General features: G+C 51.9%; 13 protein-coding genes. 7 read left to right on the top strand and 6 right to left on the bottom strand.

Annotation, left to right across the window (positions count from 1 at the left end; genetic code table 11):
• Positions 1 to 33: 33 nt before the first annotated feature.
• The 4 genes from ACWI0H_RS00065 (at position 34) to ACWI0H_RS00050 (ending at position 4,391) form a co-directional block, all read left to right on the top strand.
• A complete protein-coding gene (locus tag ACWI0H_RS00065) occupies positions 34 to 936 on the top strand; it encodes a glycosyltransferase family 4 protein (RefSeq protein ID WP_336270249.1) in 903 nt (300 codons plus the stop codon).
• Entirely contained in the window at positions 936 to 1,922 is a 987-nt protein-coding gene (locus tag ACWI0H_RS00060) for a glycosyl transferase family 90 (protein ID WP_472954743.1), read from the top strand. The genes ACWI0H_RS00065 and ACWI0H_RS00060 overlap by 1 nt, the downstream gene beginning before the upstream one ends.
• 90 nt (positions 1,923 to 2,012) lie before the next feature.
• Complete coding sequence (locus tag ACWI0H_RS00055) at positions 2,013 to 2,717, top strand: YrbL family protein (RefSeq protein ID WP_472954742.1); 705 nt, start codon at positions 2,013 to 2,015, stop codon at positions 2,715 to 2,717.
• A gap of 30 nt (positions 2,718 to 2,747) precedes the next feature.
• Positions 2,748 to 4,391 (top strand): sulfatase-like hydrolase/transferase, encoded by a 1,644-nt coding sequence (locus ACWI0H_RS00050; RefSeq protein WP_472954741.1) that lies wholly within the window; start codon positions 2,748 to 2,750, stop codon positions 4,389 to 4,391.
• Here the strand turns inward: ACWI0H_RS00050 and waaF are convergent.
• Positions 4,381 to 5,424, bottom strand: a complete 1,044-nt coding sequence (gene waaF / locus ACWI0H_RS00045) for a lipopolysaccharide heptosyltransferase II (RefSeq protein WP_472954740.1) — start codon at positions 5,422 to 5,424, stop codon at positions 4,381 to 4,383. The two genes, ACWI0H_RS00050 and waaF, sit on opposite strands and share 11 nt — an antisense overlap.
• Positions 5,417 to 6,373 (bottom strand): ADP-glyceromanno-heptose 6-epimerase, encoded by a 957-nt coding sequence (gene rfaD / locus ACWI0H_RS00040; protein ID WP_472954739.1) that lies wholly within the window; start codon positions 6,371 to 6,373, stop codon positions 5,417 to 5,419. Before rfaD ends, waaF begins: the two co-directional genes overlap by 8 nt.
• Before the next feature lie 109 nt (positions 6,374 to 6,482).
• On the opposite strand from rfaD, the gene glyQ reads away from it, so the two are divergent.
• The 3 genes from glyQ to gmhB all read left to right on the top strand — a co-directional run bounded on the left by glyQ (position 6,483) and on the right by gmhB (position 10,244).
• Complete coding sequence (gene glyQ / locus ACWI0H_RS00035; RefSeq protein ID WP_485874507.1) at positions 6,483 to 7,454, top strand: glycine--tRNA ligase subunit alpha; 972 nt, start codon at positions 6,483 to 6,485, stop codon at positions 7,452 to 7,454.
• Positions 7,454 to 9,520, top strand: a complete 2,067-nt coding sequence (glyS, locus tag ACWI0H_RS00030; RefSeq protein WP_485874506.1) for a glycine--tRNA ligase subunit beta — start codon at positions 7,454 to 7,456, stop codon at positions 9,518 to 9,520. The genes glyQ and glyS overlap by 1 nt, the downstream gene beginning before the upstream one ends.
• A 166-nt stretch (positions 9,521 to 9,686) precedes the next feature.
• The gene (gene gmhB, locus ACWI0H_RS00025) at positions 9,687 to 10,244 is read left to right on the top strand and encodes a D-glycero-beta-D-manno-heptose 1,7-bisphosphate 7-phosphatase (protein ID WP_336270256.1); all 558 of its coding nucleotides are present in this window, start codon (positions 9,687 to 9,689) and stop codon (positions 10,242 to 10,244) included.
• Between the two features lie 108 nt (positions 10,245 to 10,352).
• On the opposite strand, the gene gyrB is transcribed toward gmhB, so the two are convergent.
• The 4 genes from gyrB to dnaA form a co-directional block, all read right to left on the bottom strand.
• A complete protein-coding gene (gene gyrB / locus ACWI0H_RS00020) occupies positions 10,353 to 12,773 on the bottom strand; it encodes a DNA topoisomerase (ATP-hydrolyzing) subunit B (protein WP_008959109.1) in 2,421 nt (806 codons plus the stop codon).
• Positions 12,774 to 12,824: 51 nt separating this feature from the next.
• Positions 12,825 to 13,928, bottom strand: a complete 1,104-nt coding sequence (gene recF, locus ACWI0H_RS00015) for a DNA replication/repair protein RecF (RefSeq protein ID WP_485874505.1) — start codon at positions 13,926 to 13,928, stop codon at positions 12,825 to 12,827.
• Positions 13,929 to 14,054: 126 nt separating this feature from the next.
• Entirely contained in the window at positions 14,055 to 15,158 is a 1,104-nt protein-coding gene (gene dnaN, locus ACWI0H_RS00010) for a DNA polymerase III subunit beta (protein WP_101145074.1), read from the bottom strand.
• Positions 15,159 to 15,218: 60 nt separating this feature from the next.
• Positions 15,219 to 16,685, bottom strand: a complete 1,467-nt coding sequence (gene dnaA / locus ACWI0H_RS00005; protein WP_008959106.1) for a chromosomal replication initiator protein DnaA — start codon at positions 16,683 to 16,685, stop codon at positions 15,219 to 15,221.

The raw sequence follows: 16,685 nt of genomic DNA, 5'->3' as shown, positions 1-16,685 counted from the left end.
ACACAGACACTGGTTTGCCGACAGGACTCTCCCATGCGTCAGCACCTGCTCGACGTAAAGGGGCTCCGTTTTCAATCAGCCAATCATCAATTGGCTGGACACTATCGATTAGGTGATACCCAGCTTGTTCACGCTCATGATGCAAAAGGTGTTCATTGGGCTTACTTACACTATCGCCTAACAGGCACACCCTATTTAATTACTCGACGCGTTGATTCGCCTGTCAAACGTAAGTGGTTTAACCAGCAATGTTATTCTCATGCCTCCGCACGAGTTGCTCTTTCCCATGTTATAAAGCGTCTTCTGGAAGCAAATCAGTGGGGCGACGTTAAATTAATAGCAAGTGCTTACGCTCGGCTAGCCCCTTCACCTGACGCCACACGTATTTTTCGCGAGGATTTTGCCAATAAATTTTTGGTAGGCCACGCAGGGGCCGTGGTTGATCGCCATAAAGGGCAGCGGTTATTACTGCAGGCGGCGCAGAAACTTGAGCGACAAGCGCCTGATATACAGTTTATTTTTTTAGGTGACGGCGAAGATGCAAAAACGCTAAAAGCAGAATCCTCGTCACTTAGCAATGTTTCCTGGCTAGGATTTAAAAGCAATATTGCCGACTATCTAGCTGGCCTGGATGTGTTTGCATTTCCTTCACGCAATGAAGGCTTGGGCTCCGTTTTGTTGGATGTAATGCAGTTAGGTATTCCTGTCATCGCTACTGACGTTGGTGGTATACCCGATATCGTTCAGCATGAGCAGACGGGGTTACTCATACCAAACAATGATGCAAATGCATTAGCCAACAGTATTATGCGATTAAGAGACGACGCCGCTCTTCAGCAGCGGTTGGTTCATAGAGCCACTGAGCGTTTAGATCAATACAGTCCTCAGTCAATGACAGCATCATATTGGCATCTCTATCAAGCAATCGTGAGTTAATGGCTATGCTTGTTGCGAAAGCGCATAAGAACCTTCACAAGCTGGTTTTTTATGTTCAACATACTGCTCATCGCCTGATCCCCACTGCTTTATTACAGTGGCAGCGGAAACGCTTGTTACGCTCACTAAAGCGCTTATCGAAAGAAGAGCAGAAAAAAATACTTTATCGCGTTAATTACTGTAATAGTCTCGATAACTGCACTGAACTACCTGATCAGGCAATAAGCTTATCTAATTTTAAACGTGAAAAAAGCGGAACCTACTACTTGGACCTGCTGGGCCTATTGCGTTACTTTTCGCCCGAGCTGAAGTTCTGCTATCTCTTCGGCGATGTAACAACGGTACCAAGCGTGGCTACCTTGGTAAAAAGTCGCCCTATTAATAAGCATAATCAAAACTCGGTATTACTTAAGTTAAATCGCGTACGTCACTACTATACGGTCAAAGACCCTATTCCCTATGATGACAAGCTTGATCTTGTCGTGTGGCGGGGAGCTTGCCACCAAGATCATCGACGCCAATTCGTGCGGGATTTTCATGATCACCCTTTATGCAACGTGGGTGATGTTCACAAAAATGCTCTGGGTCAGCCTTGGCATCGTCAATTCATGTCGGTGCAGGAGCAGCTGAAGTATAAATTCGTACTCAGTATCGAAGGAAAGGATGTTGCCACAAACCTTAAATGGATAATGGCCTCTAATTCCCTCTGCTTGATGAGACGGCCTCGCTTTGAGACATGGTTCATGGAGGGCACTCTGTTACCCGGCTATCACTATGTTGAGCTCAAGGAGGACTACTCGGATCTTGAGGAGAAAGTCACCTATTACCAAGAAAACCCCGACGCCGCCAAAAGGATCATTGCCAATGCGAACTGCTACTTTTCTCAATTCATGGATACAGAACGGGAACGCTTAATCAGCCTATTGGTTATGCAGAAATATTTTGAGTATACCCGACAGTCTTTCAGTAGTTGTCGTTTTAACTAACACCTCTGTTGTCATTCTGTAGACAATTACGTCACTTAATTTTTTGGACATTTAAGCTAGTGACAAAAAATCACACGCAAAGGATAATGCATGTATTTTTCATACAAAAGTATAGTCAAGAAAATTGAATGCAGCGAAAAGCTAATTTTAAAGGATGCTAATATTTTATCTTATGGCAATAAACGTATTTGCTACTACCACGCAAAAAAACCTTCAAAACTAATTAAAGTTTCTCGCGATCTAAAACATTGGAAAGAAGGCCATAAGCAAAGCCTAACAGAATGGTATGTATCAGAAAAAATTAAATCAGCAAAAGGAGAATGTCCAATAAGCCTTTGTTATAATTGGATAAAGACGGATAAAGGACCTGGCTTGTTGGTAGATCGAATTAGCGATGATAAAGGTGAATCGCGAACGTTAAGGAAGATTTTATTTAAAAGAGAGCTCACCGTTAAAAAAGCGATAGAATTAGTGGAAGAAACGATCCAGATTTTCTCTACTTTTGGAGTTCCGGCATCAGATTTTAATATTGATAATTTCATTCTAGACGGCACTCATGATGAATATAGAATTGTTATGGTTGATGGGTTCTCACCCAAAAAAACAAATTTTAAAGCATACTTACTTCTCAACAGCCGTGTATTAGCAAACCTTTACGCCAAACGTAAATGGAGATTAATAAAAGATAAATTCACCTACTGTGCACAAAAAGTTTATGCTGGTGATTATAATTTTGCCGCAGCCATGCCTCTGAGTGATACCTCAAACAGTGATGGTCTCAAAGCTAATCAATGAAATGAATTTGCCTGAAAAAGTAGGTTGCATATGAATCCTCGTGCTATTCGAAAAATAGCAATCATCACTATCGGCCTTTGTCTGGGCTATACCGTCACGGTACTAACCCGCCTGCCTTGGTGGACGCTATTTTTTGTGGCGGCCGTATGGATTGGTGTGGGCTTAAAGCTGCGCTGGGGCCAACCCACCAATGCCCGTTATCGCAAAATGTGGCCCTGGTCGCTGTTGCCGCTTAGCTTGTGGGGCGTTTACGTCTACTTGGCAGATAGCTTCGGCATTGTCGACCTGGGCGCGGTGTTTTTTCATCTCCAGGCAGGCATGGCCGAGCACGGCGGCGCCGGTAAAATGCTTACCGCGGTGCTTTATACGCTGATCATGATTGGCGTGCTGGCATCCGTCACGTGGTTGTCCCGTCATGACCAGCGCTGGCGGTTAGCCGAGCGCTTTTTCGCTATTTTGTTATTGGCAAGCAACCCGCTGCTTTTTGGTCTGGGCCAACGCAGCGCAGCTATTGTTACCGACGATGGTGCTTGGCTTGATCGTCGCTATAAGCCGCCCCCCGCTGAAGCGCTTAGTGACGCCCCGAACTTACTCCTTTTGTATCTAGAAAGCATTGAGCGCACCTACGCCAACGATATATTCGAGGATGCCTATGCCAATCTCAACACACTGGGTGAGCGAGGCGCGGTCTTTGAAGGTGTCCGCCAAATGGATAACACCGGTTGGACAATGGCGGGAATGATTGCCAGCCAATGTGGCGTGCCTTTAATGCCTGCGGGCCTCCTTCACGACAGTCAGTTTGACCCTCTCTCTAAGGTCGTTCCCGGCGTTGATTGCCTTGGCGATATACTCGCGGCGCAGGGCTACCAGCTCAGCTACTTGGGTGGTGCCAGCACTCAGTTTGCAGGCAAGGGGATTTTCTATCGCGGCCACCAGTTCAACACCGTAAAAGGGCGTGAAGAGTTAGAGCCACAGCTGACAGATCCCGAATATGTAAACAGTTGGGGGCTTTATGACGACACGCTTTATGACATTACCGCCGACGAAATACGGCGTCTCGACAAAGAGAATAAAGGCCCCTGGGGCGTGGTAACTCTTAATTTAGCAGGTCATGCGCCCAATGGTTACCCCTCTCAATCCTGTGTAGAACAACAGGGCGAATTTGACGGGCAGGATATTCTTTACTCCGTAGAGTGCTCAACGTGGCTGGCCCGAGATTTAATTGAGCGTTTGGAGTCAGAGGGGCTTCTCGACAACACATTGGTCGTGGTTCTCAGCGACCACCTGACCATGCGGGTGTCGGTGTGGGATCAGTTGACCGCTTTAGACCGCGACAACACGCTTATCATGCTGGGTGATGATATTCAGCCACAGCGTATTCGCCGTGATGCCACCATGCTGGATGTCTTCCCCACCGTGTTGGATGCGCTGGGCTTTCGCTTGGAAGGCCAGCGTGCGGGGCTGGGCACGTCATTATTTAGTGATCAGCGTACGCTGGTGGAAGCACATGGTATTGAAGTGCTCAATGAGCGCCTACAGGAAGAGACAGCGCTGCAGCACCGCCTCTGGGAAGGTATCTCACCCCAGCGCCGTGAGCTCGACGCGTCCTCTTCTCAAGAGCAAACCGTAGAGACACCCGCTGACCGAGCCGATGAAGTGGAGCTTATCCATTAGCTATCACGCTCTCCCGTTGATGAGCCGCGTGAATCTGTTCGTAGACCTGGTCAACGCTCAGTTGGTTAAGGCAGTTGGTATGCCCCAATGGGCACGTGCGCTGAAAGCAGGGAGAGCAAGAGAGCGCCAGGTAGTGAATCACTGCATTATCGGTCAACGGCGGCGTGTAGGCGGGCGATGAAGAGCCATATAGCGCATGGATGCGAACGCCTACTGCTGCGGCCACATGCATTAATCCCGAGTCATTGGTGACCACTTGCCGACAGTCCGCCAGCAAGTCAACGGCATCGGCCAACTGTGTTTTGCCGCACAGGTTATGGGCATGGGCAAGCCCCTGCGTTATTTCCTCGCCCGCTGGGTGATCTTTGGCGCCGCCCAACACCCGTACTTCAAAACCTTCTTCTACCAAGCGTTTTGCTAACGTGTGAAAGTAACTGATCGGCCACTGCTTGGCGGGGCCGTATTCAGCGCCCGGCATCATGCCAATCGCCGTGCGTGATGAAAGCGAATGCGTCAGGCGTAAATTAACCAGATTATCGCGATCAATCTGCAGCCGCGGCTTGGGCAATACAAAGTCGCCGCTGGTCGCTTCTTCAAGGGGCAGCCCTAGCGAAACAAAGCGCTTTACCGTTTGATCCAGCACCTGCTTGTCGAGCTTACGGCGCTCCTTGAGAAGACCGTAGCGATGCTCGCCCATAAACCCGACACGCTCGGGAATGCGTGCCATAAAAGGCACCAGCGCGGCCTTCCACGAACGCGGCAATACAATCGCGCGATCGAATCGCCCCCTTAGGCGGCTGGCGAGTTCGCGGCGGCTAGCCAAGCCAAATTCGCCATGACCAACTGCCAGCGGCAACACCTCATCTACCTCGGGCATGCGTTCTAAAATAGGCTGCGACCACGCGGGCGCGACCACCCCTATCGTAGCGCCTGGCTGGCGGGCTTTTAAAGTCATAAACAGGCTTTGTGCCATGACCATATCACCGACCCACGAAGGGCCAATTACCAGCAAGCGCTGAGCCGAGTTAGCCATTTAGCCACCCCAAGTAGGCCTTAACCCCTTGAGCAACGGTTTTAAACTCCACATCGCAGCCACTAGCGCGTAACTGGTTAATGTCAGCCCGGGTATAGCTCTGATAGCGCCCTTTCAACTCTTCAGGGAAGGCAATGTAATCGATCTCGCCTTTGCCATAGAAGTCGATAACGGCTTCACCAATCGCTTTGAAAGGCTCTGCACGACCAGTACCAAGATTGAAGATGCCCGACTGGTCTGGATGATCCAGAAACCAGAGATTCACATCGACCACATCGCCCACATAAACGAAGTCGCGGCTCTGCATACCCGCCTCATAACCGCCATAGGCGCCGAACAATTTCAGGGTTTCGCCGTTACGGATTTGCAGATGATTATGGTACGCCACGCTGGCCATTTTGCCTTTGTGCTGTTCCCGGGGGCCGTAGACATTGAAGTAACGAAAGCCCACCACTTGTGTGGTCAACTCGCTCCACCGCGCACGCACGTGCTGATCGAACAGCAGTTTGGAATAGCCGTAAACGTTGAGTGGCTTTTCGCACTCCGGTACCTCTTTGAAAACCTCGCTGCCGCCATAGGTCGCCGCCGATGAGGCGTACAGGAAGGGAATCCCTTGCTGCTCGCAGTAGTTAAGCAGCACTTTGGAGTACTCGAAATTATTTTCCATCATGTAGTGACCATCCCACTCGGTGGTATCCGAGCAGGCGCCTTCGTGGAAAATGGCATCAATGATAGGCAAGTCGACGCTCTCCCCTTTCAGGGCAGCTTTTATCCTGGCAAGGAAATCATCTTTATCCAGATAATCCGCCAGCGTGCAGTCGGCCAGGTTGACGAATTTGGTGCCATCGCGCAGATCATCGACCACCATTACATCGTTTCGGCCACGGGCGTTCAGTGCTTTCACTATGTTGGCCCCGATAAAACCGGCACCGCCTGTTACCACAATCATACTGTTCTCCTTACCTAACGCGGCTTGTTGGCATACGTGCCTATAACCCATCTGCCTAGGATTGTATACTTGACGCCTTATGAATTCATGGCCAACGGTGCTTTCCGCGATGAGTGTTTCGACAAACCAATCGACACCTGATGTGTCGACCTTTCAAGGCTTGATCCTTGCTCTGCAGCAGTACTGGGCAGAACAAGGCTGTGTCATCCTTCAACCGCTCGATATGGAAGTCGGCGCGGGCACCTTCCACCCCGCCACCTTTCTGCGGGCGATTGGCCCCGAAACCTGGAACGCGGCCTATGTGCAGCCTTCAAGGCGCCCTACTGATGGCCGCTATGGCGAGAACCCTAACCGCCTTCAGCACTACTACCAGTTTCAGGTGGTGATGAAGCCATCGCCAAGCAACCTGCAGGATCTTTATCTGGGCTCACTCAAGCGGCTCGGTCTCGACCCACTGATTCATGACATCCGCTTTGTCGAAGATAACTGGGAATCCCCAACGCTAGGTGCCTGGGGCCTGGGCTGGGAAATCTGGTTAAACGGCATGGAAGTCACCCAGTTTACCTATTTTCAGCAGGCAGGTGGCATTGAGTGCTACCCGGTTACCGGCGAACTGACCTATGGGCTTGAGCGTATCGCCATGTACCTGCAGGACGTCGACAGCGTCTATGACCTGATTTGGGCCATTGCCCCAGACGGTAGCAAGGTCACCTATGGCGATGTGTATCTGCAAAACGAACGCGAGCAGTCAGCTTACAACTTTGAACACGCTGATGTGGACCAATTGTTTGCCGCATTCGACCATCAGGAAAAAGAGTGTGGCAAACTGCTCGCTGCCAGCCTACCACTGCCCGCCTATGAGCAAGTCTTAAAAGCATCGCACACGTTCAATCTGTTGGATGCCCGTCACGCTATTTCGGTCACCGAACGCCAGCGCTTTATTCTGCGCGTTCGTACCATGGCCCGTGATGTAGCTACCGCCTACTTTGATTCACGTAAAGCAGAAGGTTTCCCTATGGCGCCAGAAACACTTCGCCGCGAACTGTTACAAGAGCTACTCGCCGATCAGGGAGACGACTAATGGCTGTTAATACGCTTTTACTAGAACTGGGTGCAGAAGAGCTACCACCCACGGCCCTGGATGCACTTTCCGATGCGTTTGCCGCAGGCATTGAGAAAGGCCTGCAAGAAGCCGACGTTCCCTTCGCCAGCGTGACAGCCTTTGCGACCCCGCGTCGTTTAGCGGTTCAAGTGCGTGAACTGGCCGACAAACAGCCTGACCGCGACGTTGAGCGCCGTGGCCCCGCACTGGCGGCGGCCTTTAAGGATGGCGTTGCCACGAAAGCTGCAGAAGGCTTCGCCCGCTCCTGCGGGGTTAGCGTCGATGAGCTGATTCATTTGGAAACCGATAAAGGCACTTGGCTTGGCTACCGCGAGCAGCAGCCGGGTGAGTCTATTCAAGCGCTGCTGCCCGAGATTATCCGCAAAGCCATCAGCGCCCTCCCTGTGCCTAAAAATATGCGCTGGGGCGCTTCACGGGTTGAATTCTCGCGCCCGGTTCATTGGCTGGTGGCGCTTTATGGTAGCGACGTCGTGGCTGCTGAAGCGCTAGGCCTGCAGGCAAGCTGCACTACTTACGGTCATCGCTTCCACGCCCCTGATGCCATCCAGTTGACCCATGCCAATGAGTACGTGGCTACGCTGGAAAATGCTTATGTGCTAGTCGATCGCGAACAGCGCCGTGAACGTATCCGCGAGCAGGTGCTGGCAGAAGCCGAAGTGCAAGAAGCCACCGCCGTTATTGATGAAGGCCTTCTGGTTGAAGTTAGCGGCTTGGTGGAATGGCCCGTCGCACTTACCGGCAGTTTTGATGAGCGTTTCCTGGAAGTGCCCGCCGAGTGCCTGATCTCCTCGATGAAGGCCAACCAGAAATATTTTCACCTGCTGGATGACGCTGGCAAGCTGAAACCGCTGTTTATTACCATCGCCAATATCGATAGCGCCGACCCCGATCAGGTCATTGCCGGTAACGAGAAAGTCATTCGCCCGCGCTTAGCCGACGCAGCGTTTTTCTACGATACCGACCGCAAGCGCACACTGGCCTCGCGCATTCCCCAGCTAGAAAGCGTTGTTTTCCAGCAGCAGCTGGGCACCTTGGCGGACAAAGCGCGCCGCAGCACCGCCATTGCGACCTTTATTGCCGAGCAGATTAGCGGCGATGTGGCTCAGGCCCAGCGCGCCGTGGCGCTTGCCAAATGTGACCTTGTGACCGAAATGGTGCTCGAATTCCCCGAACTGCAGGGCATCATGGGCCGTTACTACGCCGAGCAGGATGGCGAACCCGCGGAGGTTTCCCAAGCGCTTGAAGAGCAGTACCTGCCGCGATTCGCCACTGATGTCATTCCCCTGAGCGCGACCGGTAAGGCGTTAGCCCTGGCTGACCGGCTGGACACCCTGGTAGGTATCTTCGGCATTGGCCAACGCCCCACTGGCGCGAAGGACCCCTTTGCGTTACGTCGTGCCTCGATTGGCGTGCTTAACATTCTGATCAAAGGCGAGCTGAACCTTGACCTGCGCGAGCTACTCACCGTTGCCGCTGAGCAGCACCAGAGCCTACCCAAGGCCGATGGCCTGGTTGAGGATGTGCTGACCTACATGCTGGATCGCTTCCGCGCCTGGGGCCAGGAAGAAGGGATCAGTGCTGAAATGTACCTTGCGGTTCGCGCTCGCCCGGTGACCAATCCTCTCGACTTCGCTCGCCGTCTGCGCGCCGTGAAGGCCTTTGCCCAGCGTGATGAAGCAGCCGCGTTGGCAGCCGCTAACAAGCGTGTTTCTAACATCTTGGCTAAGCAAGAGCACAATGGTAGTACCCAGGTCGATCAAAACCTTTTACAGGAAGATGCCGAACGCGCTTTGTTCGATGCGGTGAGCCGAAGCCAGACACAAGTGGCCCCGCTGTTTGCTGCAGGCAACTATCAGCAAGCATTGGACACTCTTGCTACCCTGCGTGAACCGGTGGATGCTTTCTTTGACCAGGTCATGGTGATGGCGGATGACCCAGCTATTCAACGCAACCGCTTGGCCCTACTCGCTAGCCTTCAAGCGCTATTCCTAGAAGTGGCCGATATCTCACTTCTTCCCCAGTAGTCATCGCTTAATTAGTCGCTACAAGCCCAACCGTATAAACGGTTGGGCTTTTTTGTTAACTGGGAATATATGTTTCACGTGAAACACTGCTGCGAGTCCGAGGTAAGATAGTCGATAACAATAGCGGACAGAAAGTATCGCCGACAACCGTATCAATAGGATTTCTATGCTGAGTGCCGAAAAACTTGTCATTCTGGATCGTGACGGCGTCATCAATCATGATTCTGATGCCTATATAAAATCCCTTGATGAATGGGTTCCCTACCCCTCTTCAATTGCCGCCATTGCTCGCCTCAGTCATGCGGGATTTACGGTAGTGGTAGCGACCAATCAGTCAGGCATCGCCCGCGGCTATTATGATGAAGCAACGCTCCAGAGTATGCATGATCGCTTGTTAGCGTTGGTGGAAAAGGAAGGCGGACGCATCACTCACATCGTCTACTGCCCCCATGGACCTGACGACAAGTGCCAATGCCGTAAACCATTGCCTGGAATGCTGCATCAGATTCAGCAGCAGTTGGGGCTGGCAAGCTTGGCAGGGAGCTGGATGGTAGGAGACAGTCTGCGAGATTTACAAGCAGGCGAAGCAGTTGGCTGTCGTACCGTACTGGTTAGAACTGGAAAAGGAGCAAAAACAGAAGCCAAGGGTATTGGGCTTGAAAAAGCACATGCTTTCGATGATTTAGCCCACTTTGTGGACTGGCTGATCACCACGAAGCAGTAGATACCGATCTGCAATAAAAAAGCGCCGCTAGGAGAGATTAGCGGCGCTTTTCGTTAATGATCGTCATATGTTTCACGTGAAACACATGACGGTAGTAGCAAACGTCTCTTATACGTCCAGGTTAGCCACCAGCGCATTAGTTTCGATGAAGTCGCGACGTGGTTCAACGTCATCACCCATCAGCGTGTTGAACATCATGTCAGCACCCACGGCATCTTCGATCGTCACACGCAGCATACGGCGGCTATCAGGATCCATCGTCGTATCCCACAGCTGATCCGGATTCATTTCACCCAGACCTTTATAACGCTGCACCGATAGACCACGCTGGCCCTCTTGCATCAGCCATGCCAGCACTTCGGAGAAGTGAGATACAGGCTTCTGACGCTCACCCCGGGCAATAAATGCGCCCTCTTCAAGGAAGCCATCCAGCGTTTCGCCCAACTCAGCGATGCCCCGATAATCAGCGCTTTCAAAGAAGTCGAGTCCCCACGTGTACTCTGTGGTCACACCGTGAGCCACCAGCGATACGGTAGGTAGGAAAAGTCCACGTTCAGAATCTTCTTGAAGGTGGAAGTGATAACGCGGACCACCTTCATAGGCAACCATGTCATCCATGGTCTTCTGAATTTCATCAATCCAGTTCTGCATGGTTACGCGATCTTTCAGGCTTTCTTCACCTTTAAGCGCAGACGTATGAATGATCTGCTTGAGCACTTCATTGGGGTAAACCCGTGACAAGCGATCAATCCGTTTCATGACGTTACGGTACTGGTTTACCAGCGTTTCTAACTGAGAACCCGAGATGCCTGGTGCATTGGCATTAACGTGCAGGCCAGCGCCATCCAGGGCTGTGGTAGTCAAGTAGTCCACCATCGCCTGCTCATCTTTCAGGTAGAGCTCTTGCTTACCGCGCTTGATTTTATACAGCGGCGGCTGGGCGATGAAGATATGGCCGCGCTCGATCAATTCCGGCATCTGCCGGAAGAAGAACGTCAGCAGGAGCGTACGAATATGCGAGCCATCCACGTCCGCATCGGTCATGATAATGACGGAGTGGTAGCGCAGCTTATCGGGGTTGAACTCTTCACGGCCAATGCCACAGCCAAGAGCAGTGATCAATGTGCCTACTTCAGCTGAAGAGAGCATTTTATCAAAGCGCGCTTTTTCGACGTTCAGGATTTTACCCTTGAGCGGCAAAATAGCCTGGGTACGCCGGTCACGGCCCTGCTTGGCACTACCCCCTGCCGAGTCACCCTCCACCAGGTAGAGTTCAGACTGGCTTGGATCCTTTTCCTGACAATCCGCCAACTTACCGGGCAAGCCGGCAATATCCAGCGCGCCTTTACGGCGGGTCATATCACGCGCCTTGCGGGCGGCTTCACGAGCACGCGCCGCATCCAGCATCTTATTAACGATCGCTTTGGCTTCGTTAGGCTTTTCAACCAGATACTCAGAAAACAGGCGGCTCATCTCTTGCTCAACGGCAGTCTTAACTTCGCTGGAGACTAGCTTATCTTTCGTTTGCGACGAAAATTTAGGATCCGGCACTTTGACCGAAATAATCGCAGTCAAGCCTTCACGGGCGTCGTCACCGGTAGTATTAACCTTTGCCTTTTTGAGTAGGTTTTCAGCTTCAATATAGTTATTGAGCGTGCGGGTAAGCCCCGCTCGGAAGCCCGCCAAGTGAGCGCCACCGTCTCGCTGAGGAATATTATTGGTGTAGCAGAAGATGTTTTCAGTGAAGGCTTCGCTCCACTGCATGGCCACCTCAACTTCAACGCCATCTTCACGAATAGCGTTAAAGTGGAATACCGGGTTAATGACACTTTTATTGGTATTCAGGTGGTCAACAAAGGCTTTTAAGCCGCCTTCGTAATGGAATAGCTCTTCTTTACCGCTGCGCTCATCAAACAATCGGATAGCAACACCGGAATTCAAGAAAGAGAGTTCACGCAACCGCTTGGCAAGAATATCGAAATGGAACTCGATATTGCCAAAGGTTTCTGGAGAGGGGCGGAAATGAACGCGGGTGCCGCTTTTTTCGGTTTTGCCCACAACGCCCAACGGTGCTTGAGGCACACCGTGATGGTACATCTGTTCAAACACTTCGCCCTGGCGCCAAATGGTCAAGCGCAGCTCGGCAGACAGTGCGTTTACAACAGAAACGCCAACGCCGTGTAACCCACCGGAAACTTTATAGGAGTTATCGTCGAATTTGCCGCCTGCGTGCAGCACCGTCATGATAACTTCAGCAGCGGATACCCCCTCCCCTTCGTGAAGTTCAGTGGGTACGCCGCGGCCGTTATCACTAACGGTGACTGACTCATCCGGGTGAATGACAACGCGAATTTCGCTGCAATGCCCAGCCAAGGCCTCATCAATGGAGTTATCCACCAACTCGAAGACCATGTGGTGCAGACCGGTACCGTCGTCGGTGTCACCAATATACATACCTGGACGCTTACGCACTGCGTCCAGCCCCTTGAGCACCTTAATGCTTGATGAATCGTAAGCCTGCTCGCTCATTGACCACTCCGTCGTGAAGTCTGTCTCGTTCCGTATCGTTTACCCTTCGCGCTAGCTAGTCAGCACTAACTGGCTCAGCCCTTGTTCAGTATGTTTCACGTGAAACATCTTCACCAAAGTATCAGGCCGCCAGGTACTACTTAACGCAGAAGGTTCGACGCTGGTAATAAATGCTTGGCACTGCATGTCTTCAAGTAACCCACAAAACTGATGCCGATTTTGCTCATCAAGTTCTGCTGGCAAATCGTCGATGAGATAAATACAGTGCCGCTGTGCTGTTCTTTCCAGAAACCGCCCTTGGGCGAGTTTCAAGGCGCTCACCACTAACTTTTGCTGGCCTCTGGAAAGCACTTCGATAGCAGGCTGTTTGTTTACTCTGATACGCAAATCTGCGCGCTGCGGGCCTTGCTGCGTGAAGCCCATTTGTTGATCAGTGGGCCGGCTATCGTGTAACACTGCCGAAAGAGAGCGCTCTTTATCCCAGCCCCTTGCGTAATGAATCGACAACCCAGGTAGTGGAAGTAGCACCTTAAGCGTCTCTTCAAAGACAGGCAAAAAGTCACTAAACCATGCACGACGCAACGCATCCATCTGTTCGCCCCAAGTGGCGAGCTCCTGCTCCCACACCACCATTTCCTGAGGATGTATTCTACCACGCCTGAGCAGTGCATTCCGATGTTTCAACGCACGCCGGGTACGCTTCCAGATTCCCAAAAAGTCATGTTTCACGTGAAACACTCCCCAATCGAGAAACTCACGGCGACCAGCAGGAGAACCTTCAAGCAGTCGAAAAGCGTCAGGGTTGATTAACTGCAACGGCATCGCTTCGACAAGCTCCGCCAAGCGGGCATTTTTATCTCCCTTTAGACGAAGCTCTAGCTCTCTCTGGGCACGCAAGTGGCGTACACCAAGGGTAACCTCAGGCTCACCGCTTAACCGTCCGTACAGTGTCATATAAGGCTTATCGGCTTGAATGGCGTGTTTCAACTGCCGCGTACGGAACGAACGCCCCATACCTAGAATATGCACGCCTTCGAGAAGGCTGGTTTTACCACTGCCATTGGCGCCACTAATAACGTTAATACGTGATGAGGGCGTCATTTCGACTGGCTGGAGGTTACGCAAACCATGGAAATTAAGCAGTGTCAGGCTCATCCTATTATCACCACTTAAAATAGTCCGCAAATAGAGAGTATTGCACCCAATGAGGAAGCGGCGCTTCTGCTACCAGAAGCGCCGCTAATGTAGCTTGCATATGCAATGCTATGATCCAAAACCCCTTTACAGGCGCATCGGCATAACGACATAGAGTGCATCACCACCGCCTGGCTCTTCAAGCAGTGCACTGCTATTGGGGTCGGCCAGGGTAATCTGCACGCGCTCTTCGTTCAGCACCGTCAGCACATCGACTAGATAGCCAACGTTAAAACCGACCTCCATCGCGCCGCCGTTATACTCAACAGCGATATTTTCCTCGGCTTCTTCCTGCTCCGGGTTGTTGGCCATTACTTTAAGGTTGTTTTCCTCAAGGTATAGCCGGACGCCACGGTATTTCTCATTAGAGAGAATAGCGGTACGCGAAAGCACTTGGCGCAGCGCGGCGCGTTCTGCAATCAGCACTTTATCGCCGTTGCGCGGCACTACGCGTTCATAGTCAGGGAATTTGCCGTCGATGAGCTTAGAGGTGAAGGTGAAATCGCCCGTGTGAGCACGTACATGGCTGGAGCCCAGCGTCAAGCTGACTGGCTCATCACTGTCATCCAGCAAGCGCGACAGCTCAAGGATACCCTTGCGGGGTACAATCAGTTTTTGTGACTGACTAACAGACACTTCAATCGGGCGTGAGCACATCGCCAAGCGGTGACCGTCAGTCGCGACCGTACGCAGCAGGTTGCTTTGGATTTCCAGCAGCATACCGTTGAGGTAATAACGTACATCTTGCTGCGCCATCGCAAATGAGGTGGCTTCAATCAGGTGCTTTAAGGTACCGCGAGGTACGCTGATTTCCTGACTGCCATCCGCATCTTCTATATTGGGGAACTCGGCTACCGGAAGTGTCGACAAGGTAAAGCGTGAACGGCCACTACGTAAGACCGCACGACCCTCTTCAACCGCTAGCTGAATATCGGACTGATCAGGCAGTGATTTACAAATATCCATCAGCTTGCGAGCAGGCACCGTTGCTGCACCTGCCTGATCCACCTGGCTGGCCACCGTGCGCCCAACAAGCTCAACCTCTAAGTCAGTACCGGTAAGCGACACCTGATCGCCCTCTACCTGAATCAGTACATTCGAAAGTACAGGTAGCGTTTGGCGGCGCTCGACAACACCTGCGACCAGAGTCAGCGGACGTAACAGCGCCTCTCGGGAAATCGAAAATTTCATCAATACTCCGGTTCTATATCCTGAAAGACCTGCGCGTAACAGGCCCGTCCCATAGGGTGGTTAACTGGTCAACAGGCGCAGCAGATTCTTGTAATCCTCACGAATATCCGCGCTCTCTTCCTGCAATGATTTCACTTTTCGGCAAGCGTGTAACACCGTTGTGTGGTCACGCCCACCAAAGGCATCGCCAATCTCCGGCAAACTATGATTGGTTAGCTCCTTGGCAAGCGCCATCGCCACCTGACGAGGGCGGGCAACCGAGCGTGAACGGCGCTTGGAGAGCAAGTCCGCTACCTTGATCTTGTAATACTCCGCGACCGTGCGCTGAATATTATCGACGCCCACCTGCTTGTCTTGAAGGGCCAACAAATCCTTCAGCGATTCGCGAATAAAGTCTTGGGTAATTGTTTTGCCCATGAAGTGCGAATCAGCGATGACCTTTTTCAATGCACCTTCCAATTCGCGCACGTTGGAACGAATTTTCTGAGCAATAAAGAAAGCTGCATCGTGAGGTAAATCGACCTTAGCTTGGTCGGCCTTTTTCATCAAGATGGCTACGCGGGTTTCAAGTTCCGGCGGTTCAATCGCCACCGTGAGCCCCCAACCAAAGCGTGATTTCAGGCGCTCCTCTACCCCACTGATCTCTTTCGGATAGCGATCAGAGGTAAGGATCATTTGCTGGCCACCTTCCAACAGTGCGTTGAAGGTATGAAAAAACTCTTCCTGGGAACGCTCTTTGCCGGCGAAAAACTGAATATCATCAATAAGTAATGCATCAACACTGCGATAAAAGCGCTTAAAGTCGTTAATCGCATTGAGCTGTAACGCCTTGACCATATCGGCGACAAAACGCTCTGAGTGCAGATAAACCACGCGGGCATTTTCGCGCCGCGTTGCCAGTGCATTACCCACGGCGTGCATCAAGTGAGTTTTACCAAGGCCCACGCCGCCATATAAAAACAGCGGGTTATAGGCGCCGCCGGGGTTTTCAGACACCTGGCGTGAGGCAGCGCGAGCCAGTTGGTTCGATTTACCTTCAACAAAAGTATCGAAAGTAAAATTAGGATTTAGCCCACTGCCATGTTTCAGGCTGCCCTCTACCTGTACCTGACGCTCATTGTTACGCCGACTGGGAGCTTCATCACGCAGCCTGTCTATTTCACGCTCATCGGCAATATCGCCGCGCGGAGGCGTATGAACAGCCGGTGCCGAAGGACGAGATGGAGAAGCCGATACGGGGTTGCCCAAATCGCGATGCTGAGGTGCCTGCGTGGCCGGGCGGCGACTACCTACCGTCAAACTCACTTTCGGCGGCTTGGCTGGCGCGAGCTCACGCATTAGTTCACTAATCCGCTTGGCATACTTATCGCTCACCCAATCGCGCACAAAGCGATTCGGCGCCAATAAGCGCAGCTCGTTGGACTCTCCTTCTTCTGCCTGCAGCGGGCGTATCCAGGTATTGAACTGCTGTGAATTCAGCTCATCCTGCAGGTTGTCCAGGCACTGTTGCCAAAGCGTCAGTGACAC

The sequence above is a fragment of the Halomonas sp. NYA30 genome (assembly GCF_976980765.1).
The sequence above is the reverse complement of the archived record's forward strand: the minus strand, read 5'-3'. Positions and strand labels throughout refer to the sequence as shown.

Excerpts from the sequence above, each read along its gene's own strand:
- ACWI0H_RS00060 (WP_472954743.1), top strand. The coding sequence starts at position 936 with ATGGCTATGCTTGTTGCGAAAGCGCATAAGAACCTTCACAAGCTGGTT.
- gmhB (WP_336270256.1), top strand. The coding sequence starts at position 9,687 with ATGCTGAGTGCCGAAAAACTTGTCATTCTGGATCGTGACGGCGTCATC.
- dnaN (WP_101145074.1), bottom strand. The coding sequence starts at position 15,158 with ATGAAATTTTCGATTTCCCGAGAGGCGCTGTTACGTCCGCTGACTCTG.
- rfaD (WP_472954739.1), bottom strand. The coding sequence starts at position 6,373 with ATGATTGTGGTAACAGGCGGTGCCGGTTTTATCGGGGCCAACATAGTG.
- gyrB (WP_008959109.1), bottom strand. The coding sequence starts at position 12,773 with ATGAGCGAGCAGGCTTACGATTCATCAAGCATTAAGGTGCTCAAGGGG.
- waaF (WP_472954740.1), bottom strand. The coding sequence starts at position 5,424 with ATGGCTAACTCGGCTCAGCGCTTGCTGGTAATTGGCCCTTCGTGGGTC.
- glyQ (WP_485874507.1), top strand. The coding sequence starts at position 6,483 with ATGAGTGTTTCGACAAACCAATCGACACCTGATGTGTCGACCTTTCAA.
- recF (WP_485874505.1), bottom strand. The coding sequence starts at position 13,928 with ATGAGCCTGACACTGCTTAATTTCCATGGTTTGCGTAACCTCCAGCCA.
- ACWI0H_RS00050 (WP_472954741.1), top strand. The coding sequence starts at position 2,748 with ATGAATCCTCGTGCTATTCGAAAAATAGCAATCATCACTATCGGCCTT.
- ACWI0H_RS00065 (WP_336270249.1), top strand. The coding sequence starts at position 34 with ATGCGTCAGCACCTGCTCGACGTAAAGGGGCTCCGTTTTCAATCAGCC.
- glyS (WP_485874506.1), top strand. The coding sequence starts at position 7,454 with ATGGCTGTTAATACGCTTTTACTAGAACTGGGTGCAGAAGAGCTACCA.
- ACWI0H_RS00055 (WP_472954742.1), top strand. The coding sequence starts at position 2,013 with ATGTATTTTTCATACAAAAGTATAGTCAAGAAAATTGAATGCAGCGAA.